Below are 20,660 nucleotides of genomic sequence, written 5' to 3' on the forward strand. Positions count from 1 at the left end.
ATTGACAAGGGGAGCGCGGCCGCTTCCCTTGTCCCGTTCACCGCAGAAGAGTTTAATGAAACTCCCCAGCGCCTGGTGAACGGAACCTTTCCACAAATCCAACTCCGGCAATCCGCTTACAGCCCGCGTTTCGCCATCAGCGCTGCCAGCTCAACCAGCCGGTTGGAGAATCCCCACTCGTTATCGTACCAGGCGAGGATTTTCACCATATTGCCGCCAATCACCAGCGTTGAGAGGCCGTCGATAATCGATGATCGCGCATCGCCCTGATAATCGCTGGAGACCAGCGGCTCATCGCTGTAACCGAGGATCCCTTGCAATGGCCCGGCGGCGGCGGCTTCGCGGAAGGCGTTATTCACTTCATCTGCCGTTACATCGCGCTTCAGGGTGACGGTCAGGTCAACAATCGACACCACCGGCACCGGCACGCGTAACGAATACCCGGTCAGGCGACCTTCGAGTTCCGGGATCACTTTCCCTAGCGCTTTTGCCGCGCCGCTGGAGTAGGGGACAATTGAGAGCGCCGCCGCACGCGCACCGCGCAGATCTTTCTCCGGCTGGTCGTGCAGCGCCTGGCTGTTGGTGTAAGCATGGGTGGTGTTCATCAGGCCATGCTCAATGCCAAAGTGCTGATGCAGCACCTGGGCGGCGGGAGCCAGACCGTTCGTGGTGCAGCTACCGTTGCTCACCACATGGTGTTTTTGCGGATCGTACTGCCCGTCGTTTACGCCCAGCACAATGGTTAAATCGTCGTTTTTACCCGGCGCGGAGATAATCACCCGCTTTGCGCCGCCGCTGCTGATATGTACCGCCGCTTTCTCACGGTCGGTAAAAAAGCCGGTCGCTTCGATCACTATCTCTGCGCCCACCTCGCGCCACGGGATCGCTGCCGGATCGCGCTCGCTAAACACGCGGATCGTTTTGCCATCAACCCGCAGCTCGCCTTCGCCCGCCTCAACCGGCACCGGCAGGGTGCCGGAGAGGGAGTCGTACTTCAGCAGGTGCGCGAGGGTTTTACTGTCGGTGAGATCGTTGATCGCCACAATCTCGACGTCTGCATTGCCGAGTGCTGCGCGCAACACGTTGCGGCCGATACGGCCAAAACCATTAATGCCAACCTTAACCATGATGCTCTCCTTCCAATCGGGGTCTGCATTCACTGTAGGCCTGGCATCTTTTGGCGTAAATGACAAAAAAGGATCACTTTACGCCAAAGTGCGGCGGTGGAAACGCTGGCGATATTCGCCGGGAGTGAGGTGCAACTGGCGTTCAAAGGTGCGGCGCAGGTTGATGCTGCTGCCAAAGCCGGTTTGCAGGGCGATGCGATCCAGCGTGTCGCGGCTCTGCTCGAGCCTGTCGCGCGCGGCGGCAAGACGCGCTTCGGCAACATAACGCGCCGGGGAGATGCCGGTTTCGCGGGTAAAGACGCGGGTGAAATTGCGCGGGCTCATCGCCACCTGTTCGGCCAGCGCCTCCACGCTTAAATCCGCTGCGAGGTTTTGCAATATCCAGCTTTGCAGCGTGCTGATAGGCCCACTGTTTTCGGCCTGTTGCAGATGGTAGCGGCTGAACTGGAGTTGCCCGCCGGGGCGGCGCAAATACATCACCAGATCCTGCGCCACATCGCGGGCGAGGGTAAATCCGTAATCCTCCTCCACCAGCGCAAGGGTAAGATCGAACCCGGAGCTGACGCCGCCGGAGGTCCAGACCGGGCCATCCTGAATATAGAGCGGGCCACTCTCGACTGTAATAGTGGGATAACAACGCTGCATCGTCTCCAGCAGCCGCCAGTGTGTTGTCGCCCGGCGACCATCAAGCAGACCCGCCTGCGCCAGCAGCATCGCGCCGCCGCAGATGGAGACCACGCGGCGCGCGTGGGGGGCGGCAAGACGCAGCCAGTCCACCACCGCCGTGCCTTCCTCTTCGTCGTTACCGCGACCGGTGATCATAATAGTGTCCCAGGGCTTGCGCGGATCGATCTCCGGCAGCCGATGGTCGGCTAACAGGTTTAAACCAGACTGACCATGGATCACCGGGTGAGGTTGGGTAGTGGCAATACGCAGGGTGTAACGGGGTTCACCGGTGCCGTCCGGGTGCAGGCGATTGGCCTGCATCAGAATGTCGGCAATACCGGCGGATTCAAACAGCATGCCGCCATCGGGCACAATAATCAGGAAGGTTTTCATGTCCTGAAAAGTACGCTGATAACAAAATAAGTCAACCAGCGGAGATAAAAATGCCCGGCGTATAAAGGCCGGGCAAGTCAGGCAAGGCACGTAGCGGGAGGGTCTTTACCCTCTGTTACTCATGTTGTTCAGCCAGCTCCTGCACCTGCTGGCGATTTGCCATCCTTGCGACGAGGTATTGCTGGAGCGGATCGAGCTTCGGTTCACGGTGTGCGCGTGGCATTGCGTCTTCATTACTGGCGGCCACCTGTACCGGTACGAAGGGTTTTTCCAGGCGAGTACGTTCAAACTCATCCTGCACCTGCCAGCCGAGATCGGCGCTGGTGCGCGAATTAACACGGACATTCCTTACACGTTTCAGGTTCTGTTGCATATCTTGTTCCTCATCGGTGACGACAGCCTGTCTGATTGCGAATCGAGGTGCCGACATTGCCGCAATATGTTCCAGGAGTGGTGATCGTAAAGACCACGCCAGTAAAAGAGGGATGCCGCTGTAACACACCGTGCATCCTGAAATAGTTTAGTACAGCTAATCAAAGTGCTAAATCAAGGGATTAGGTCATTCTTATGTTAATGACCGCTCAGGTTATCGCCGTTAATTTATCGTGCAATAACAAGAGTTCGCCCTGCCTGAATTTTGCCGTACCGTTTACCTTGGTGTTCGCATACTCTTTTGGCTGATAACGCCTTTAAATTGACCGCAGATTAATTCACTGTCATTTAAAGCAGTTATCAGCCACAACGAAGCGGAAAATTATTCCACTTCTGCTTTCTGGTTAATTTTGCTGGTGGCGATTTTAGTCAGGAGATTATCGGTATTTTTCTCCTCTTCCAGCGTTTGCGCCAGCAGCTCAGCGGCTTTCTTATAGCCCAGCTGTTTTGCCAGCGTGCAGAGCGTGCCGTAAGAGGCAATTTCGTAGTGCTCCACTTTTTGCGCTGCGGCAATCAGACCGGCATCGCGCAGGGTGCCTTTTTCGCTCGCTTCGATCACTTCGTTCGCTTCTTCAACCAGACCTTCCATCGCATGACATTTCATACGTTTCAGTTTCACGTTAGCTTCTGCTTCCAGCAGCATATCGATACGTTCAATCTGACCATGGGTCTCTTCCAGGTGCTGTTTAAATGCCTGCACCAGCTCAGCGTTAGAGGCTTCGCGCGCCATTTTGGTCAGTGCGCGCGCCAGCTGCTTCTCAGCGCTGTAAATGTCGGATAAACCATGAATAAAAAGGTCGTTAAGCGTATTAATCTGCATAATATCCACCCAATAATAGCGTTAAAAATAGCGAGCCATCGCTGGCTCGCCAGTTATTAATCTTTAATTTCAAAGCAGTAATTATTCCGTCACAGCAATATTAGTTATTGCCAGATTTACGGCCGCCGCTGTGGCTATTCTGGCCGCCTTTTTTACCTGCTTCGGAAGCGCGCTGCGGATCGTTTTTGAAATTACCGCCGCTCTGTTGACCGCCTTTGCGGCCTGCTTCTGATGCCTTTTCACGATTCTCGGCGAAATTACCTGAGCCACCACGATGTTCAGCCATAATATTTCTCCTGTTTCGTTGTTTCAGTGTAACGACACTTTATTTGTGAGCAGTGTCGCCGACGTTCGTCATTAAATTTAGACCCGCTTGTGGAATAGTCAAACGGCAGGGGGAAGGCGGAAATTAACAAAAATATAATATCGTTTAAGAGGATATATTTTAATTAGACCAAACGGTCATCTGAAAGGCATCTTTAAAATAAGTGACTTAGCGAAAAGTAAAACTCAATCCGAATAATAACCCACGAAACTATCGGCGTTGATTGTCACAAAACATTCTTGCGCTGCGCTTTTTTTGACAAAAATTTACGTTCGAAAGGGCGAGATATATCATTTTTGCTTATGGTTTTGAGAGAAATCTTAGACTTACGAATAAATATATCGTGGCCGTTTGGCTCAGCGGGGCGGCAGGGTCTACGTTTAAACCTTAATAACCGATACGCCACCCGAACAGGGGCGACGAGGCGCGCTGCAACGCGTGGCCGATTGCACCGGGAGTGGACGTACAGCCCTTTATTGGTGAGGAAGTAACATGAGCCTGCAAAAATGTACCGTCATTTATGATGGTAAGCCCCTTATTGGCCCGGCGGACATGCCGCTGATCCCCTTCCTTGAACACTGTAATGTGAAACTGCCCCACGTCTGTTACCACCCGGCGCTCGATCCGCTGCAAACCTGCGATGTCTGCTGGGTGGAATCGGAAGGCGAGCTGGTACGCGGCTGCACGCTGCGTAGCCGCGAAGGGATGGTGATTAATTCAGCGAACGAACCGGCCCGCGCGGCGCGCGAAGAGGGGATGGATCGCCTGCTGGCAAAACATGAACTCTACTGCACCGTCTGCGAACACAACACCGGCGACTGCACGCTGCATAACACCGTGGTGGATATTCATATCCCGATTCAGCGCTATGCCTTTGAGCGCAAACCCTATGTCAAAGATCACTCCAACCCCTTTTACACCTACGATCCCGATCAGTGCATTCTCTGCGGCCGCTGTGTGGATGCTTGCCAGAATGTTGAAGTGAATGAAACCCTGAGCATCGATTACACCATGGAGCACCCGCGCGTGCTGTGGGACGGCGGCACACAGATTGCCGGATCCAGCTGTGTAAGCTGCGGGCACTGCGTGACGGTCTGCCCCTGCAATGCGCTAATGGAGAAGAGCATGCAGCCCGATGCCGGGCCATTCACCTCGATGCGCCAGTCGCTGAAGCGCCCGCTGATCGACATCATCAAAACCCTCGAGAACTCCACCGGGGCGGAGATTATCTCCGGCGTTTCGGTAATCGACACCCACCTGCGCCAGCAGGAGATCAAACGCACCAAAACCGTCTGCACCTACTGCGGTGTTGGCTGCTCCTTTGAGATGTGGACCCGCGATCGCCACCTGTTAAAGGTGCAGCCGAGCGTCGAAGCGCCGGTTAACAGCATCTCCACCTGCGTGAAGGGCAAATTTGCCTGGGACTTTATCAACAGCCCGGAGCGCATCACCACACCGCTGATCCGCGAAAACGGGCGCTTCCGCCCGGCAAGCTGGGATGAGGCGCTCGATCTGGTGGCGACACGCCTGCTCTCGATCCGCGATAACGCTGGCGCAGAGAGCATCGGTTTTATCGGCTCCAGCAAAGGCAGCAATGAAGAGGCTTATCTGACGCAGAAAATCGCCCGCGCGATTATTGGCACCAACAGCGTTGATAACTCCTCCCGCTACTGCCAGAACCCGGCGACCGAAGGGCTGTTCCGCACCGTTGGCTATGGCGGCGATGCCGGTACCATCGAGGATCTTATCAAGGCCGATCTGGTGATCATTGTTGGCAGCAACACCGCCGAAAACCACCCGGTGATCGCCTCACGTCTGAAAGCGGCGAAAAAGCACCATGGGCAGCAGTGGCTGGTGGTTGATCCGCGTCGCCACGAAATGGCCGGGCGCGCCGATCTACACCTGCGCATTCAGCCCGGAAGCGATCTCGCCTGGGCCAGCGCCATGTCGCGCTACATGTTTGATAACGGCTATGCCGATGAGGCGTTCCTCGCCAGCCGGGTCAACAAGGTGGAGGAGTATCGCCAGTCCCTTGCCCCATTCACACTTGATTTTGCCGCCGAACAGACCGGCTTATCGCCCGAGCTCCTCACCCGCGCCGCCGAGATGATCGGCAAGGCCGGGCGTGTCTGCATTATGTGGGCGATGGGCATCACGCAGCACAGCCACGGTGCGGATGCCAGCACCGCACTCTCTAATCTATTACTGGTGACCGGCAACTATGGGCGGCCGGGCACTGGCGGCTATCCGATGCGCGGACATAATAATGTGCAGGGGGCGAGCGATTTCGGCTGCCTGAAAAACTTCTACCCCGGCTATGAGTCCGTCAGCGATCCCGCCGTGCGCGCGAAATGGGCCAACGCCTGGGGCGTGCCAGCAGAACGGCTCTCGCTGGAGGTGGGGGAGGACAACTTTATGATGGTGAAGATGGCGCGCGAAAAGCAGATCCGCGCCATGTATGTGATTGGCGAAGATACCGCTTTTGCGGATGCCGATGCCCACAGTGTGCATGAAGGCTTCACTGACCTCGACTTTCTGGTGGTGCAGGATCTCTTTCTCAGCCGCACCGCGCAGTTTGCCGACGTGGTGCTGCCCGGCTGCCCGAGCGTGGAAAAAGAGGGCAGTTTTGTGAACACCGAGCGGCGCATCCAGCGTTTTTATCCGGTGATGCCGCCGCTCGGCGACAGCCGCCCGGACTGGCAGATCCTCACCCAGCTCGCCGCGCGTATGGGCTATGACTGGGGGTATCAACACCCGCAGGAGATTATGCATGAGGCCGCGAGCATTGCGCAGAGCTTCGCGGGCGTCAGCTATCAGCGCCTCGAAGGGTGGAAATCGCAAATCTGGCCGGTGAAGGCGGATGGCAGCAGCACGCCGTTGCTCTATACCGAGCGCTTTAACACGCCGGATGGGCGCGCCAACCTCTACCCGCTAAGCTGGAGTGCGCCGGAAGAGAGTGCCGATGACGAATACGATCTGCATCTTAACAATGGCCGCATGCTGGAGCATTTCCAGTCCACCAACCAGAGCGGGCAGGGCGGGCGCACCACCAGCCTGTCGCCAAACGGGTTTGTGGAGGTCAGCCCGACCCTTGCCGCCGCGCGCGGGTTGCAGGAGGGAAGCTGGGTGAAACTCACCTCCCGACGCGGTGAGATCGACGTGCCGGTGGTGATCACCGATCGCGTGGCGGGCAACGAACTCTTTATTCCTATTCATCACGGCAAAGAGGGCGTCAATATCCTTACCGGCGAGCACCACGATCCGCAGGTGAATACCCCGGCCTATAAAGAGCTGGCGGTGCGCCTGACGCTGCTCGATCGCCCGCCGCTGCCGGACCCGCTACCAAAACACAATTTCCGCCACGGCAGCCGCACGCCGATTGATAAGGTGCCTGTCGAAGAGAAGTGGCAGCGCGACGACTACCGCCAGCCCCCCGCAAGCGAACCCCATCCGGAGAAATTTTAATGGCTAAAGCAATTGATTATCAGCCGGAGCCGGCCAAAATCGGCCCCGACGCCCATGAAGAGCTGGAGCGTTTACTTCAGACATTGCACGAACACGGCGTGCTGCGCCTCGCCAACGATGTGGTTGGTGCCAATAACGAAATCGCCGAGGTGTTAGTAAAGGGCCTGCAGCGCGAAGGGACGCTCAACGCCCTGCAAAATATCTCGGTGCTGCTGATGGCGCTCTCCAGCGTCTCGCCGGACAAGATGTACAAGCTGGCCTTTGGCCTGCGCGACATGGCAGAGGCCTTCAGCCAGCCGCCGTCGCAGGAGCAGCATAAAGCGCCTGGCGTGCACGGCGTGTGGAAAATGTTGCAGGACGATGAGTTGTGGGGTGCCGTGCAGCCGCTATTACAGGGGCTGAAAGCTTTTTCGCGGCGCATGGAGGAGCCGGTGGATAAACCGATCTCCGCCTTCACCGGCAAACCCAGCGACGCGTAATGAGCCAGGAGTTCGCTCTGCTGCTGGCGCGCAGCCAGTTTGCCTTCACCATCGGCTTTCATATTGTGCTGGCGGCTTTTACCCTCGGCCTCGCGCTGTTTCTGATGTTTCTGGAAGGGATGTGGCTGTGGCGCAGGCAGCCAGTGTGGCTCTCGCTCTGGCGCTACTGGAGCAAGATCTTCGCCCTCAACGTGGCGGTCGGCGTGGTCACCGGCGTGGTGATGGAGTTTGTCTTCGGCACCAACTGGAGCGCACTCTCCAGCCGCGCCGGGGCGATACTCGGGCCGATGATGTATATGGAGATCCTCGTCGCCTTCTTCCTCGAAGCGGGGTTTATGGGGGTGATGCTCTTCGGCATGGGCCGGGTGCGCCCGTGGGTGCACTTTATGGCTACCACCATTGTCGCCATTGGTACGCTGTTCAGCGCCTTCTGGATCCTTGCGGCCAACTCATGGATGCAGACGCCGGATGGCTATACGCTGGCCGCCGACGGGCGTTTTCTGCCCGTCGACTGGTGGGCGGCTATTTTCAACCCCTCCTTCCCGTGGCGGCTGGCGCATATGACGGTGGCGGCGCTGCTCGGCACCGCCTGCCTGGTGGCGGCCTGCGGCGCATGGCATCTGCTGCGCGACGCACGCGCTCTGCCTGCCCGCAAAATGTTCTCGCTGGCGATGTGGATGCTGGTACTGCTGGCACCTTTGCAGGTGGTGCTGGGCGATCTGCACGGCGAGAACACCCGCGATCATCAACCGATCAAACTGGCGGCAATGGAGGGCGCGTGGGATCCGCCGCCTGCGGGCGAAGGTGAACCGCTGCGCCTCTTTGCGCTGCCGGATATGCAGGCGCGGCGTAACCACTACGAAGTCGCCATTCCCAACATCGGCTCCCTCTATCTGCGGCACAATTTGCAGGGGCGTATCCATACGCTGAACCAGTATCCGGCGGCGGATCTGCCATGGGTGCCGGGCGTATTCTGGGCCTTTCGCCTGATGGTTGGCCTCGGTCTGCTGATGGTGGCAACCGGGATTGCAGGCCTGGTGGTGCGCCTGCGCGGCAGATTGTGGCAGGCACGCTGGTTACAGCGCGTGATGGTGCTGATGGCCCCCGCGGGCTTTGTGGCGATGCTCGCTGGTTGGTGGGTCACAGAGACCGGACGCCAGCCGTGGAGCGTGTACGGTGTGCTGCGCACCGTGGATAGCGTCTCGCCCATCAGCGGGCAACTGGTGCTCGGCTCGCTTATTGCCACCGTGCTGGTCTATTTACTGGTCTTCGCCCTCGGCCTGTGGTTTTTACTCAAACTGATGTTGCACCTGCCCACTGAGGATGAGCCGGGCGCGGCACCGGAAGTGGCGCAGCGTAGCGGCAAGGGGGCGCAGTAATATGTTAACGATCCTCGGTTTTCCCTGGCTTGAAACGCTTTCCGCCGTGGCGCTGGCGGGCAGTCTGCTGATCTACGTGCTACTTGATGGCACCGATCTCGGTGCCGGGATCCTGACCGCCTTTCAGCGAAATGCGCAGGCGCGGCAGGATATTAACCTTTCGCTGCTGCCGGTGTGGGACGGGAATGAAACCTGGCTGGTGCTGGCGGCGGGTGGCCTGCTCGGCCTCTTTCCGCTGGCGTATGGCATTGTGCTGAGCGCGCTCTATATTCCGCTGTTTGTGATGATGCTGGCGCTGGTGGTGCGCGGCATGGCGATTGAGTTTCGCCCCCATGCGCCACGGCTTTTCGACGCCATGCTTTTTAGCGGCTCGCTCCTCACTGCGCTGGCGCAGGGCGTGGTGGTCGGTGCCCTGATGCAGGGGATCGCTACCGACGGGCAGCAGTTTACCGGTACCGGGTTTGAGTGGCTGCGGCCTTTCCCCCTTTACTGCGGCGTGGCGCTGGCGCTGGGCTATGCGTGGCTCGGCGCGGGCTGGCTGGTGTGGCGTATGACCGGCGGGCTGCGTGCCTGGGCGCGGCGGCTTTTGCCGTGGCTGGCGCTGATTGGCCTGGTGATGATTGCAGGCCTGCTGGTGTGGTGCGCGCAGTTACAGGAGAGCTGGCGGCAGCATCTGCTCAACCCGTTCTTGTGGGGGCCATCGCTTGCGGTGGCCCTTGCGGGAATGGCGCTGTTTATTGTTGGCCTGCGCAAAGGGCGCGATTTTTTGCCGCTGCTCGGCGTGCTGGTGATGGTCAGCGTGGCGTTTTGCCTGCTCGCCTTCACGCTCTTTCCGTGGATCGTGCCGCCGCATCTTACTCTCAGCCAGGCGGCAGCACCGCCTGCCACGCAAAAATTCCTGCTGATAAGTTATGGCCTGTTGGTGCCGGTGACGCTGCTCTATAACACCTGGGGATTTCGGTTATTTAGTGGAAAAATTGGCGGCTAGTCTGGCAAAAGCGGTCTATAAGAATAGGGGCGATGGTTTCTACAACGGCACTACGCGGAGAGGGCTTTATGTCCAGAGCAAAAGCGTACAACCTGAAACAGGCGTATCAGATGGCGACATCGGGCAAATATCAGCAGGTCGAGCTGGCATTTGATGTCGATGCCGATACCTTTTTTATGTTAACCACCAACTATGGTTTGAGCGGGGCGAAAATCGAACGCCACGATCGCCATTTTGTGCTGACGCTGGAGCAGGAGACCTCCCACACCTCGGGCTAAAATGCCACGCAACTGTCACACCGGCGTGACAATCATCCCTTTTAATGACCGCAAGCCTGCCGGAAAGCCTGCGGCTTGATCTGTTGTTACCCGAATTTTTGGCGGCTGCTTAGCCGCCGCACTTAACTCGTTATCACACACTTTTCCCGGCAGCCTGCCGGGATTTTTTTGCCATAAAAAAGCCTGCGCCCCTTTTCAGGCGGCGCAGGCGTGTACGGTTAAGCAAGCTTACAGCAGGTCGAAGCGATCCAGATTCATCACTTTCGTCCAGGCGGCGACGAAGTCGGTGACAAACTTCTCTTTACCGTCAGCGCTGGCATAGACTTCCGCCAGGGCGCGCAGCACCGAGTTGGAGCCAAACACCAGGTCGGCGCGGGTAGCGGTAAATTTCACCTCACCGCTGCGACGATCGCGGCCGTCAAACAGTTCGCCTTTGTCGTCGCTCGCCTGCCAGACGGTGCGCATATCGAGCAGATTGACGAAGAAGTCGGTGTTCAGCACGCCCACGTTGTCGGTAAAGACGCCGTGTTTGCTGCCATCATAGTTGGCACCCAGCGCACGCAGGCCGCCAACCAGCGCGGTCATCTCCGGCGCGGTCAAGGTCAGCTGCTGGGCTTTATCCACCAGCAGCGTTTCGGTGCTGACGCCATCCCAGACGCGGCGATAGTTGCGGAAACCATCGGCCAGCGGCTCCATTAAAGCAAAGGAGTCAACGTCGGTCTGATCCTGACGCGCATCCACGCGGCCTGGCGTGAAGGGAACGGTGATCTGCACCCCGGCAGCGGCTGCCGCTTTTTCCACCCCGACCACACCTGCCAGCACAATCACATCCGCCAGCGACGCTTTGCCGGAGGTCTGCTGAATGCTTTGCAGGGCAGGCAGCGCTTTCGCCGCAATGGCATTCACTTCCCAGCCGTTCTGCGGGGCCAGCGCCAGACGCGCGCCGTTAGCACCGCCGCGTTTGTCGCCACCACGGAAGGTGGAGGCCGACGCCCAGGCGACAGAGACCAGTTCGCTCACCGACAGGCCAGATTCGGCAATCGCCGCTTTCAGGCTGGCGATATCGGCACCGTTTGGCTGATGCACTGCCACCGGCAGCGGATCCTGCCAGATCAGATCTTCTTTCGGTACTTCCGGGCCAATGTAGCGTGATTTCGGCCCCATATCGCGGTGGGTCAGTTTGAACCACGCACGGGCAAACGCTTCGTTAAACGCCTGCGGATCGTTAAGGAAGCGGCGGGAGATTTTTTCAAACTCCGGGTCGAAGCGCAGGGTCAGGTCAGTCACCAGCATTGTCGGTTTGCGTTTCTTCTCCGGGTCAAATGGATCCGGGATCACGGCATCGGCATCGGCCGCTTCAAACTGGATCGCGCCGCCCGGGCTGCGGGTCTGTACCCACTCATATTTGAACAGGTTCTCGAAGAAGTAGTGGCTCCACTGCGTCGGGGTTTGCGTCCAGGCCACTTCCAGCCCGGAGGTGATGGCATCTGCGCCAACGCCGCTACCATAACTGCTGCTCCAGCCAAGCCCCTGCGCTTCCAGCGGCGCGGTCTCCGGGTCAGCACCAACATAATCCGGCGCATGGGCCGCACCGTGAGTTTTGCCCAGCGTATGACCCCCGGCGATCAGCGCCACGGTCTCTTCGTCATTCATCCCCATATTGCCAAAGGTCGCACGGATCGCGGCGGCGGCGGAGATCGGCTCCCCGCTGGCGTTTGGCCCTTCCGGGTTAACGTAAATCAGCCCCATCTCGGTCGCGCCAATGGCGGCCTGCGCCAGGCTTTCCGGGTGGCGGTGGGTCAGCCACTCCTTCTCGCTGCCCCAGTCCACGTCCATATCCGGTTCCCAGACATCTTCGCGGCCTGCGCCAAAACCAAAGGTACGGAAGCCAGAGTTCTCCAGCGCAACGTTCCCGGCGAGGATCATCAAATCGGCCCAAGAGATCTGCTGCCCATACTTCTGTTTCACCGGCCACAGCAGGCGGCGGGCTTTATCGAGGCTAACGTTATCAGGCCAGGAGTTGAGCGGGGCGAAACGCTGCTGACCACGGCCAGAGCCGCCGCGTCCGTCAACGGTGCGGTAGGTACCGGCGCTGTGCCAGGCCATACGAATAAAGAGACCAATGTAGCTGCCCCAGTCTGCGGGCCACCACTCCTGGGAGTCGGTGAGCACGCCGCGAATATCGGCTTTCAGGGCGCTGTAATCGAGTTGTTTAAAGGCTTCGCGGTAGTTGAACTGCTCGCCCAGCGGGTTCGAGCGGCTGGAGTGCTGATTTAACAGATCGACACGCAGCTGGTTCGGCCACCAGTCACGGTTGGTGGTAGGTCCGCTGCTTTTCGTTTCCGGCTTGCTGGCTTCATGATGAAACGGGCATTTGCCCATTCCGGCATCGCGGTTAGTCTCGTCTGACGTGCTCATAACTGGCTCCATTGGCTTACGTATGCCTTTACGATATCTCGCCGCCATATTTAAAGGTACTTGGATGAATCTACGGATTTGATAGTTAATACCTTTCTTAGAAATCAGACTGCTCAGCGGCACACTCCCCGGTTATGGATGGGGATATATCGTGCAGCCCGCGCCACCGCTGCGTTTGCGCCGATCTGATTTGCCTTTTTCACTGGCTGAATAGCCGCAATGGACTACCCTCATAACTCCAGATCATGATCAAAGGAGAGACAATGAAAAGGCTGGTCCTGTACCTCGTACTTCCCCTCGCTCTTGCCGGATGCAACGCCAATAACACCCCGCCGCAGACGCCGATCCCCGGTGAAAAAACCTCGGGTAAATTACAGACGCTGGAGAGCGGCGCGGCGGTGATGCAGTCCCGCCCACCGATTGACGCCATCAGCACCTATCTCGATGGTTTCCACTTCTACAGCGGCAACCAGAAGGGGCAGATGGAGGCGCACCACTATGTCACCGTATTAAATGAGGATGTGATGCAGGCGGTGATCTACGACGGCAATACCCGCGATGCGCGCCTGATGGGCGTGGAGTACATCATCAGCGAACGGCTGTTCAAAACCCTGCCAGCGGAAGAGAAGAAGCTCTGGCACAGCCATCGCTATGAGGTGAAATCCGGCAGCCTGGTTGCGCCGGGTCTGCCTGCGGTGGCGGATAAGGCGCTGATGAGCAAAATCGTCAACACCTACGGCAAAACCTTCCACACCTGGCACACAGATCGCGATAAAACCCTGCCGCTTGGCACACCGGCGCTGATGATGGGCTTTACCGCCGACGGGCAGCTCAACCCGGCGCTGCTGGTCGACCGCGATCGCCGCTTCGATATCAATACCGAAGAGATTAAAGCCGAGCGCGCTGATCTACCGGCTAACCCTGTCGCCAAAGGGGCAGATGCCTGGGAGCAGGGGAAGGCGGTACAGCTTCGCGTCGTCCCGGTCTCTGAAAGCGCAGCCCATTCTCACTGACTTTTCGGGAGGTCACGATGATCGTCCATCACCTTAACTGTGGGTGCATGTGCCCGCTCGGCGGCGCGCTGTATGACGGCTTCAGTAAAGGGCTGCATGCGCACCTGGTCTGCCACTGTCTGCTGATCGAGACCGACCGCGACGGGCTGGTGCTGGTCGATACCGGTTTTGGCCGCGAGGATATGCAAGCCCCACAGCGCCGTCTGTCGGGCTTCTTTCGCCTGATGAATAACATCCAGCGCCGGGATGAGCTGACCGCGCTGTCGCGCATTCAGGCGCTCGGCTTTAAGGCGGAAGATGTCCGCCATATCGTGCTGACCCATCTCGACTTTGACCATGCCGGAGGCCTGACCGACTTCCCCCATGCGCAGGTACACCTGATGCAGCAGGAGATCGACACCGCCCGGCAGCGCCACAGCTGGCTTCAGCGCGAGCGTTACCGGCCAGGGCAGTGGAGCGCGCGCTCCGGCTGGCACGGTTACGCGCCGCAGGGCGAAAGGTGGTTTGGTTTCGAGGCGGTAACGGCGCTGCATGGCCTGCCGCCGGAGATACTGCTTATTCCCCTTGCCGGGCATACGCCGGGACATGCGGGCGTGGCGATCCAGCGCCCGGAAGGGTGGCTGCTGCACGGCGGCGACGCGTGGTTCTACCGGGAAGAGATGGGGCGTCATGAACGCCACTGCACGCCGGGGCTGCGTTTTTACCAGTGGATGATGGGAATGGACAACCAGGCGCGCCGCGTCAACCAGCAGCGCCTGCGGGAACTCTCCTGCGCCCATCAAGCGGAGCTGACGCTCTTTTGCAGCCACGATGCGCTCGAGCTGCGTGCATTGCAGCAGGGCAGGGCATAAAAAAACACACCCCGCAGGGGGTGTGTTTGTTAACCGTAAGCGGAATTACTTTTTCGACTTCGGTTCGCCGGTTCCCAGTTCAAAACCGGTAATCGGTTCAACGGACGGGTCAGACATGGTGCGGTCGCTCATCGCTTTCACCATCGCCAGCTGTTCCGGCGTCAGCTGTACTGTGATCAGACCATCACCGCCATCAACGGCTGGCTGCGGATTGGCAACATACTCAAAGTTCTCGTCGCTGTTCCAGCTGCCGCGCGGATCGTCACCTTCCGACATGTTGTAGTAGACGTTGCTGTACTGCTCAATTGGCGGCAGTTTTCCTGGCGGAAAGTTGTTGCGAATTGAGTAGAGCGCTTTTTCAAACGACATCATATGCGCCACTTCACGCGTCATCAGGAAGCCGAGCGCATCTTTTACACCCGGATCGTCGGTGAGGTTGATCAGGCGCTCATAGATGATTTTTGCCCGCGCTTCGGCGGCAATGTTAGAGCGCAGATCGGCTGTGACTTCACCGATGGTGTCGATATAGGACGCCGTCCACGGTTTACCCGCAGAGTTTGTCAGCGCCGGGCCACCGCCGTAAAGCAGGGAGGTGACATGGCTGTCGTTACCGCTCTGCGTCAGGGAGCGATAGAGTTCCGCTTCGCTCTCGGTGCCTTCCGCCAGCGCACCTTTCGCGCCTTTGTTCAGCATACCGACCAGCGAGCCGATAATTTCGAGGTGGCTGAGTTCTTCGGTCGCGATATCCATCAGCATCTCTTTACGCCCGGCATCATCATCACCCAGACCCTGAGTGAAGTAGCGGCACGCCGCGGCCAGTTCGCCCTGCGGTCCGCCAAACTGCTCAAGCAGCAGATTGGCGAGACCCGGGTTTGGCTCGCTAACGCGAACCGTATATTGCAGTTGTTTTACGTGACGAAACATTGCTTGCCTCCTGAATTCTAATAATTATTTTTTCGCTTCTACGCCATCCGCATCGCTGCGCAGCAGGAATTGAGCGGTAACGTCCGGAATATGATTGAGCGCCCATTCCGCCATGGCCACTTCTTCAGCAAGAATGCGTTTGAAAATATCTACGCTGGCAATATCGCCGGCTTTTTCCGCTGCGGTGATAAGGGAGGTGTAACAGGCAATCTCAAATTGCTCGAAGACGTAGCTGCTGATGGAACCTTTAACAACTTCATCCGGTGCAAACATACCGCCGAAAGCCTGGCCCATCGCGGCCATTTTGCTGGTGGCATCTTTCATTACCGAACGATTAATATTATTGCGATCCATAACTTCTTCAATTAATTGGATCTGGCCCTGCGTTTCGGTTAAATGCTGGGCAATGCGGGAACGCAGATCCGGGTAGTTATCGATACGCTCGCTCATGGACTTCAGCATCGACTCAGCCTGTTTTTCCATCGCGTGGGCATCACGTAACCAGTCATGATAGTTTTCTTGAGGTGTCATAATGTAATCCTTCTCTTCGTCGTTTTCGCGTAAGGGGAATTGTGTGCCAGCGTTTCGCTGTAGCACAGAAAATATTTTTGCAGTGATGATTGTTTCGAATAACGAACCGGGAATGATTCGCTTAGTCGTTAATTTAAATATGTGCAAGTCATCAGCTAATAATAATTTCCCTATGATCTAAAAACTCATCTCATTATTAAGCGAAGTTTTTTCGCACCCACAAATAAAACTAGCTGGAACTGCTCTTTAGTCAAATTAGGCAGCGAAAAAACCCTTATTACGCCGAGTTTGAGAACAATCTCAAAGCGGGTTATGCTTGAGCAGCGCAAATAAGCGAAGCGGCAGAGAATATAAGAATGACGAAATTAAACAGTACGGTATTTGACGCGTTTCGCTGCCTGAATTTACTGGCGACCGGCAACCGCGCGTTTGGCATTCGTGAGATTGGGCGCGAGCTGGCGCTGGACTCGGCGAAAGTGACGCGGCTGATGCAAACCTTGCTGGCATTAGAGATGGTGCAACAGGATGCGAAGCGCAAATATCGCCTCGGTATGGGCATCCACCGCCTCTCCGCCAGCGCGATCCACCACTCCGCTTTTTATACCGCCGCGCTGGAGATGCTCGAGGAGACGGGCAGCCATAACGTCTCGATTGTGATTGGCGTGCTCAGCGGCAACCAGGTGGTCTACCTGCTGCATACGCGCGGCGGCAAAAGCATCGCCCGCGCGATTGGCAATTATGAGTCGTGGCCGGTGCGCGATTCGGTGATTGGCATCAAGCTGCTCGCCACCCTCAGCGATGAGGAGATCATCAATCGTATCGGCATCCACGATTACCATCTTCTGCAGCAGGATATTGAGCAGGCGCGCCAGCACCAGGTGTTTGGCAAGGCGTGGGCGCCGGGGGATTACCGGCTGGCCTGCATCATTCCGGGCATGCAGGCGGCGATTGCGCTCTCCAATATTGGCGGCGACAAGGTCAATATCGACACCCTGCGCCAGTTTCTCATCTCCGCCGCGCGCAAGATCAGCGGCGAATCACTCCCCCCGGTGTAATAACTGCTGGCAGCGCTGCGCAGTCACCGCCGCCGTCTGCCCCGGTTTATAGAGCGATGAGCCAATTCCAACGCTGTCGTAGTGGGCGAGATAAGCCGCCGCATTCGTGACATCGACGCCACCGACGGCAGAGAAGGGCACGGCCTTCGAGAGCGGGCCTTTGATCATCTGCGGAAAGTTGAGCGGCAGCGCCGAAGCAGGGAAGATCTTCAGCACATCCACCCCCAGTTCGCAGGCGCGAAAAATCTCACTGCTGCTGAACACCCCGGCGCAGACGCGCAGCCCCTGCTGCTGTGCTGCCTCGACCACGCGGGCATCGAGGTTTGGCGTCAGGATAAACTGCGCCCCGGCCGCGCGGCACGCCGTCACCTGCTGGGCGGTCAGCACGGTGCCTGCGCCGAGCGTGATGGTGTCGCCAAACACCGAGGCTACCCGCGTAATGCTGCTCTCCCACTGCGGCGAGTTAGTAGTGATCTCAATGGTGGTAATGCCGTGATCGCGCAGGCAGGCCACCTGTTCGATGCACCCGGCGGGTTCGATCCCGCGCAGGATGGCGACAATCTGCTCAGGCTTCATCACGGAATACCTCATTCAGCCCGGCGATCAGCGCCTGCTCCGCCTCAAGGGTGGTGAAGGGGAGATCGAGCGCCTCGCAGGCGAGGGCATAGCGCGTCAGCAACGCGCGGCTGCCAATAAAGCAGACCGCCTCATGGTGCGGGTGGCCCTGCAGGATCTCATGGGCGATAAGTAAACCCGACAGCCATGCACCGGCTGCGGCCGGGTCAAGATCGCCGAGAATATAGTGCCCGCGACAGCGAAACAGCTCGCTCACCAGCGTCGTCTCGCCGGACTCAACGTGTTGGGCAGTGGTCACGCCGCGCAGAAATGCCTCATCTGAAGCAGACTGCGCTGGCAGCCCTTTGCCGACAATCGAGTGGTTGAGCACCAGGTTCCACAGCTCGCCGGTCATCAGGGTGCGCAGGCTCTCCACCTGCTGCCGCGCACGGTTGACCGTCAGCCATTTGCTGTGGGTGCCGACGGCGGCGAAGGTCTGGCTGGTGGTCAGGGTCAGCGCACCGGCAAGCTGCATCTCCTCCCCGCGGCAGATCTCCATCACCCGCCGGTCGCAAATACCAGGACGCAGCGTGACGGGGTTGGGCAGAATGCCCGGCAGCGCGCGACCTTTTGCCGTTAACTGGGCAAAACTGAGCGGCAGCGCCAGATAGCCCGCGTCCGCGAGGCCAATATTGCTGCCGACCATGCCGCATAACAGCACCGGCAGCGTCTCATCCCAGCCCTCTTCGAGGCGCAGCAGCTGTTCGCGCAGAATATCCGGCAGCGCCTCGCGCGCGCATTTGCCGACGCCGCATTCGGCCTCAACGCTGCGAAACACCTCGCCGTTACGCACGCTGAGGGCGCGGAAATTGCTGCTGCCCCAGTCCACCGCGATGTAGTTCATCGGCTCGCCTCCAGCACCGCCAGCGGCAGGGCACGGGTCAAATCGCGCAGTTCGTCACGCGTTGCCTCATCAAGTTCTTTGGCCGGTTCACGCACCACATCGGTGGCGAAAATGCCCGCCTGGTGCAGCACGGTTTTGTGGATGGCGACACCCAGCCCCGGCTGCACGCCGTAGCGCAGGAAGGGGAGGTAGCGGTAGAAAATCGCCTGCGCTTCCTGTTTGTCGTGCTGCCAGGCGTGAAGAATGGCATTAATCACCTCCGGGAATTCGCAGGCGGGCATGGTGCCGATAATGCCCCGGCGCAGCTCCTCATAGAGAAAACCGCCATTCAGGCCGCCAAACAGCCCCACGCGATCGCCGAGCGCCTGCTTAAGCGCGCTGATCTTCAGCGTGGTCGGCGGTTGCTCGACCTTGATGTATTTGATGGAGGGGAAATCTTCGCACAGCTTCACCAGCGTCGGCACCGGGATGTTCACCCCGGTCATCAGCGGCGCATCCTGCACCATGATGTCAATGTCACAGGCGGAGCAGATATCGCGCCAGAAGTTGTAGATCTCCTGCGGGCCGGGTTTTACTACCGACGGCGGGTTGACCATCGCCACCTGCGCCCCCCAGCGCTGCACGCGCTGAATATCTTCAATCGCCACCACCGCCGAGGCACCACCTGCGGCAGCAATAAGGGGCAACGCGCCGGTCAGACGTTTCACACAGGCAAACAGCGCCTCTTTTTCCCCGGTCGTTAGCGCATAACCTTCCGACGCATTGCCAAACAGCGCCAGCCCGTCGATCCCCTGGGCCAGCAGAAATTTCACTAACTTCTCGATGGAGCCGAAATCCACCGCACCATGCTCATCAAACGCCGTCGCCAGAATTGGCACATTACCCTTTAACATGTGACCCCCATTACCGATTCGCGCACCCGCGCTTCATTAATTGCAATTCCCAGTCCCGCGCCCTGCGGCAGCGTGTAGTGACCCGCTTCGCACACCAGCGGCGTATCGAGCAACTGGTTGGCAAGCTCAAACACCGGCGGCTGATACTCGAGCATAAAGAGATTCGGCAGCGCGGCGGCGACGTGGATCGACGCGGCAATGCAGGGCCCGAGGCCGACGCTCAGGTGCGGCGCGACCTGCAAATTCCAGGTCTGCGCAAGGGAGGCGATATGCATCAGCTCGGTAATGCCGGTGCGCCCGACGTCCGGCTGCACAATGTCCATCGCCCGCTGTTCAATAAACGGCTTGAACTGATAGCGGGTGCGCTCGGTTTCGCCCAGCGCAATCGGCAGCGGGCTTTTGGCCCGCAGCTCGCGATGCCCGGCGATATCCTCCGGCAGCAGCGGCGCTTCAAGAAAGCCGACGCCGAGAGGATGCAGCGCATTGGCAAGCTCTGCCGCCTGCGCCACGCTGTAGTTCCAGTGGGCATCAAGAAAGAGGCTGGCTTGCGGGCCGAGAGCGTCACGAATGGCGCGCACATTCTCAATGTCCTGCTGCACGCCGTAGCCGAGCGCCAGCTTGATGGCGTTGAAGCCTTTCTGCTGCCAGCGCAACGCCAGCGCGCAGCGCGCCGGAAGATCCGGCTCCGGCAGACCGGAGACATAGCAGGGGATCTGATCGCGGAATGCGCCACCAAGCAGCTGGTAAACCGGCTGGTTGAGGATCTGGCCTTTCAGATCCCACAGCGCAATATCCACCGCCGCCAACGCGTCAATGTGATACCCGGTGATATGGCCGCGATCGCGCATTGCGTCATACATCCGCGCATTCAGCACCTGGCTGGCAAAGGGCGACTGGCCGGTTAACAGCGGCGCAAAGAGCTGCGTAATTAGCTCGGCGATCACCTGCGGCACGACGGGGGCGAGGGCTTCGCCCCAGCCGACGTGGCCGCTGTCGGTGGTGATTTTGACCAGACAGGTCTCCATCTTGCGTGAATAGACGCAGCGGTACTCCGGGCGGTAGTAGTAATCACTGTCGCTCGCCTTGACCTCGCCGCCGAGATAGGCCTGCGGCGTGGTGATTTTGAGCGGAAAACAGTCGATACGGCTGATCTTCATGACAACT

20 protein-coding genes are annotated in these 20,660 nt (G+C 58.7%); 8 read left to right on the forward strand and 12 right to left on the reverse strand.

Annotation, left to right across the window (positions count from 1 at the left end; all coding sequences use genetic code 11):
* Positions 1-116: 116 nt before the first annotated feature.
* The 5 genes from gap to IAE50_RS23455 all read right to left on the reverse strand — a co-directional run bounded on the left by gap (position 117) and on the right by IAE50_RS23455 (position 3,724).
* Positions 117-1,127 carry a type I glyceraldehyde-3-phosphate dehydrogenase gene (gene gap, locus IAE50_RS23435; protein WP_200581472.1) on the reverse strand — a complete coding sequence of 337 codons (1,011 nt, stop codon included), beginning with the start codon at positions 1,125-1,127 and terminating at the stop codon, positions 117-119.
* 78 nt (positions 1,128-1,205) lie between these two features.
* Positions 1,206-2,186 carry a GlxA family transcriptional regulator gene (locus IAE50_RS23440; RefSeq protein ID WP_200135719.1) on the reverse strand — a complete coding sequence of 327 codons (981 nt, stop codon included), beginning with the start codon at positions 2,184-2,186 and terminating at the stop codon, positions 1,206-1,208.
* 115 nt (positions 2,187-2,301) lie between these two features.
* Entirely contained in the window at positions 2,302-2,559 is a 258-nt protein-coding gene (locus IAE50_RS23445) for a hypothetical protein (protein ID WP_094419692.1), read from the reverse strand.
* 381 nt (positions 2,560-2,940) lie between these two features.
* Positions 2,941-3,438: a ferritin-like domain-containing protein gene (locus tag IAE50_RS23450; protein ID WP_034812573.1), complete on the reverse strand. Its 498-nt coding sequence runs from the start codon at positions 3,436-3,438 to the stop codon at positions 2,941-2,943.
* A gap of 100 nt (positions 3,439-3,538) precedes the next feature.
* A complete protein-coding gene (locus tag IAE50_RS23455) occupies positions 3,539-3,724 on the reverse strand; it encodes a general stress protein (RefSeq protein ID WP_034812569.1) in 186 nt (61 codons plus the stop codon).
* A gap of 531 nt (positions 3,725-4,255) precedes the next feature.
* Here IAE50_RS23455 and fdhF point away from each other — a divergent pair.
* From fdhF to IAE50_RS23480, 5 genes are all read left to right on the forward strand, one after another.
* Positions 4,256-7,228 carry a formate dehydrogenase subunit alpha gene (fdhF, locus tag IAE50_RS23460; RefSeq protein ID WP_200581473.1) on the forward strand — a complete coding sequence of 991 codons (2,973 nt, stop codon included), beginning with the start codon at positions 4,256-4,258 and terminating at the stop codon, positions 7,226-7,228.
* Positions 7,228-7,707, forward strand: a complete 480-nt coding sequence (locus tag IAE50_RS23465) for a DUF1641 domain-containing protein (protein WP_139567541.1) — start codon at positions 7,228-7,230, stop codon at positions 7,705-7,707. Before fdhF ends, IAE50_RS23465 begins: the two co-directional genes overlap by 1 nt.
* A complete protein-coding gene (locus tag IAE50_RS23470; RefSeq protein ID WP_200581474.1) occupies positions 7,707-9,086 on the forward strand; it encodes a cytochrome ubiquinol oxidase subunit I in 1,380 nt (459 codons plus the stop codon). Before IAE50_RS23465 ends, IAE50_RS23470 begins: the two co-directional genes overlap by 1 nt.
* 1 nt (position 9,087) lies before the next feature.
* A complete protein-coding gene (locus IAE50_RS23475; protein ID WP_200581475.1) occupies positions 9,088-10,074 on the forward strand; it encodes a cytochrome d ubiquinol oxidase subunit II in 987 nt (328 codons plus the stop codon).
* Positions 10,075-10,142: 68 nt separating this feature from the next.
* A complete protein-coding gene (locus IAE50_RS23480; protein WP_034812560.1) occupies positions 10,143-10,352 on the forward strand; it encodes a hypothetical protein in 210 nt (69 codons plus the stop codon).
* Positions 10,353-10,580: 228 nt separating this feature from the next.
* On the opposite strand, the gene katG is transcribed toward IAE50_RS23480, so the two are convergent.
* Positions 10,581-12,770 (reverse strand): catalase/peroxidase HPI, encoded by a 2,190-nt coding sequence (gene katG, locus IAE50_RS23485; protein ID WP_200581476.1) that lies wholly within the window; start codon positions 12,768-12,770, stop codon positions 10,581-10,583.
* A 263-nt stretch (positions 12,771-13,033) separates the two neighbouring features.
* Here katG and IAE50_RS23490 point away from each other — a divergent pair, with 263 nt between their 5' ends.
* Together IAE50_RS23490 and IAE50_RS23495 are read left to right on the forward strand one after the other, a co-directional pair.
* A complete protein-coding gene (locus IAE50_RS23490; protein ID WP_200581477.1) occupies positions 13,034-13,783 on the forward strand; it encodes an OBAP family protein in 750 nt (249 codons plus the stop codon).
* Positions 13,784-13,800: 17 nt separating this feature from the next.
* Positions 13,801-14,634 (forward strand): MBL fold metallo-hydrolase, encoded by an 834-nt coding sequence (locus tag IAE50_RS23495; protein ID WP_200581478.1) that lies wholly within the window; start codon positions 13,801-13,803, stop codon positions 14,632-14,634.
* 45 nt (positions 14,635-14,679) lie between these two features.
* Here IAE50_RS23495 and IAE50_RS23500 read toward each other — a convergent pair whose 3' ends face one another.
* Positions 14,680-15,558, reverse strand: coding sequence for a manganese catalase family protein (locus tag IAE50_RS23500; RefSeq protein WP_023479276.1), 879 nt, complete (start codon positions 15,556-15,558; stop codon positions 14,680-14,682).
* A gap of 24 nt (positions 15,559-15,582) precedes the next feature.
* On the reverse strand, positions 15,583-16,089 hold the full coding sequence (locus IAE50_RS23505) for a ferritin-like domain-containing protein (protein ID WP_094419700.1): 507 nt from the start codon (positions 16,087-16,089) through the stop codon (positions 15,583-15,585).
* 356 nt (positions 16,090-16,445) lie between these two features.
* Here IAE50_RS23505 and IAE50_RS23510 point away from each other — a divergent pair, with 356 nt between their 5' ends.
* Positions 16,446-17,144 (forward strand): helix-turn-helix domain-containing protein, encoded by a 699-nt coding sequence (locus tag IAE50_RS23510; RefSeq protein WP_094419701.1) that lies wholly within the window; start codon positions 16,446-16,448, stop codon positions 17,142-17,144.
* On the opposite strand, the gene IAE50_RS23515 is transcribed toward IAE50_RS23510, so the two are convergent.
* Genes IAE50_RS23515 through IAE50_RS23530 form a run of 4 tightly spaced genes read right to left on the reverse strand, consistent with a single transcriptional unit; the run spans position 17,127 to position 20,653 of the window.
* Positions 17,127-17,720, reverse strand: a complete 594-nt coding sequence (locus tag IAE50_RS23515) for a bifunctional 4-hydroxy-2-oxoglutarate aldolase/2-dehydro-3-deoxy-phosphogluconate aldolase (RefSeq protein WP_200581482.1) — start codon at positions 17,718-17,720, stop codon at positions 17,127-17,129. The two genes, IAE50_RS23510 and IAE50_RS23515, sit on opposite strands and share 18 nt — an antisense overlap.
* Positions 17,710-18,603 carry a 2-dehydro-3-deoxygalactonokinase gene (locus tag IAE50_RS23520; RefSeq protein WP_200581479.1) on the reverse strand — a complete coding sequence of 298 codons (894 nt, stop codon included), beginning with the start codon at positions 18,601-18,603 and terminating at the stop codon, positions 17,710-17,712. The genes IAE50_RS23515 and IAE50_RS23520 overlap by 11 nt, the downstream gene beginning before the upstream one ends.
* Complete coding sequence (locus IAE50_RS23525) at positions 18,600-19,496, reverse strand: dihydrodipicolinate synthase family protein (RefSeq protein ID WP_139966161.1); 897 nt, start codon at positions 19,494-19,496, stop codon at positions 18,600-18,602. Before IAE50_RS23525 ends, IAE50_RS23520 begins: the two co-directional genes overlap by 4 nt.
* Positions 19,490-20,653 carry a mandelate racemase/muconate lactonizing enzyme family protein gene (locus IAE50_RS23530; protein WP_139567549.1) on the reverse strand — a complete coding sequence of 388 codons (1,164 nt, stop codon included), beginning with the start codon at positions 20,651-20,653 and terminating at the stop codon, positions 19,490-19,492. Before IAE50_RS23530 ends, IAE50_RS23525 begins: the two co-directional genes overlap by 7 nt.
* Positions 20,654-20,660 lie beyond the last annotated feature (7 nt).

The organism is Kosakonia sp. S42 (assembly GCF_016624785.1).
GTDB lineage: Bacteria > Pseudomonadota > Gammaproteobacteria > Enterobacterales > Enterobacteriaceae > Kosakonia > Kosakonia cowanii.

What these genes read in the sequence shown, in the direction of transcription:
- gap (WP_200581472.1), bottom strand. Translation starts at nt 1,127, where the DNA reads ATGGTTAAGGTTGGCATTAATGGTTTTGGCCGTATCGGCCGCAACGTG.
- IAE50_RS23440 (WP_200135719.1), bottom strand. Translation starts at nt 2,186, where the DNA reads ATGAAAACCTTCCTGATTATTGTGCCCGATGGCGGCATGCTGTTTGAA.
- IAE50_RS23445 (WP_094419692.1), bottom strand. Translation starts at nt 2,559, where the DNA reads ATGCAACAGAACCTGAAACGTGTAAGGAATGTCCGTGTTAATTCGCGC.
- IAE50_RS23450 (WP_034812573.1), bottom strand. Translation starts at nt 3,438, where the DNA reads ATGCAGATTAATACGCTTAACGACCTTTTTATTCATGGTTTATCCGAC.
- IAE50_RS23455 (WP_034812569.1), bottom strand. Translation starts at nt 3,724, where the DNA reads ATGGCTGAACATCGTGGTGGCTCAGGTAATTTCGCCGAGAATCGTGAA.
- fdhF (WP_200581473.1), top strand. Translation starts at nt 4,256, where the DNA reads ATGAGCCTGCAAAAATGTACCGTCATTTATGATGGTAAGCCCCTTATT.
- IAE50_RS23465 (WP_139567541.1), top strand. Translation starts at nt 7,228, where the DNA reads ATGGCTAAAGCAATTGATTATCAGCCGGAGCCGGCCAAAATCGGCCCC.
- IAE50_RS23470 (WP_200581474.1), top strand. Translation starts at nt 7,707, where the DNA reads ATGAGCCAGGAGTTCGCTCTGCTGCTGGCGCGCAGCCAGTTTGCCTTC.
- IAE50_RS23475 (WP_200581475.1), top strand. Translation starts at nt 9,088, where the DNA reads ATGTTAACGATCCTCGGTTTTCCCTGGCTTGAAACGCTTTCCGCCGTG.
- IAE50_RS23480 (WP_034812560.1), top strand. Translation starts at nt 10,143, where the DNA reads ATGTCCAGAGCAAAAGCGTACAACCTGAAACAGGCGTATCAGATGGCG.
- katG (WP_200581476.1), bottom strand. Translation starts at nt 12,770, where the DNA reads ATGAGCACGTCAGACGAGACTAACCGCGATGCCGGAATGGGCAAATGC.
- IAE50_RS23490 (WP_200581477.1), top strand. Translation starts at nt 13,034, where the DNA reads ATGAAAAGGCTGGTCCTGTACCTCGTACTTCCCCTCGCTCTTGCCGGA.
- IAE50_RS23495 (WP_200581478.1), top strand. Translation starts at nt 13,801, where the DNA reads ATGATCGTCCATCACCTTAACTGTGGGTGCATGTGCCCGCTCGGCGGC.
- IAE50_RS23500 (WP_023479276.1), bottom strand. Translation starts at nt 15,558, where the DNA reads ATGTTTCGTCACGTAAAACAACTGCAATATACGGTTCGCGTTAGCGAG.
- IAE50_RS23505 (WP_094419700.1), bottom strand. Translation starts at nt 16,089, where the DNA reads ATGACACCTCAAGAAAACTATCATGACTGGTTACGTGATGCCCACGCG.
- IAE50_RS23510 (WP_094419701.1), top strand. Translation starts at nt 16,446, where the DNA reads ATGACGAAATTAAACAGTACGGTATTTGACGCGTTTCGCTGCCTGAAT.
- IAE50_RS23515 (WP_200581482.1), bottom strand. Translation starts at nt 17,720, where the DNA reads ATGAAGCCTGAGCAGATTGTCGCCATCCTGCGCGGGATCGAACCCGCC.
- IAE50_RS23520 (WP_200581479.1), bottom strand. Translation starts at nt 18,603, where the DNA reads ATGAACTACATCGCGGTGGACTGGGGCAGCAGCAATTTCCGCGCCCTC.
- IAE50_RS23525 (WP_139966161.1), bottom strand. Translation starts at nt 19,496, where the DNA reads ATGTTAAAGGGTAATGTGCCAATTCTGGCGACGGCGTTTGATGAGCAT.
- IAE50_RS23530 (WP_139567549.1), bottom strand. Translation starts at nt 20,653, where the DNA reads ATGAAGATCAGCCGTATCGACTGTTTTCCGCTCAAAATCACCACGCCG.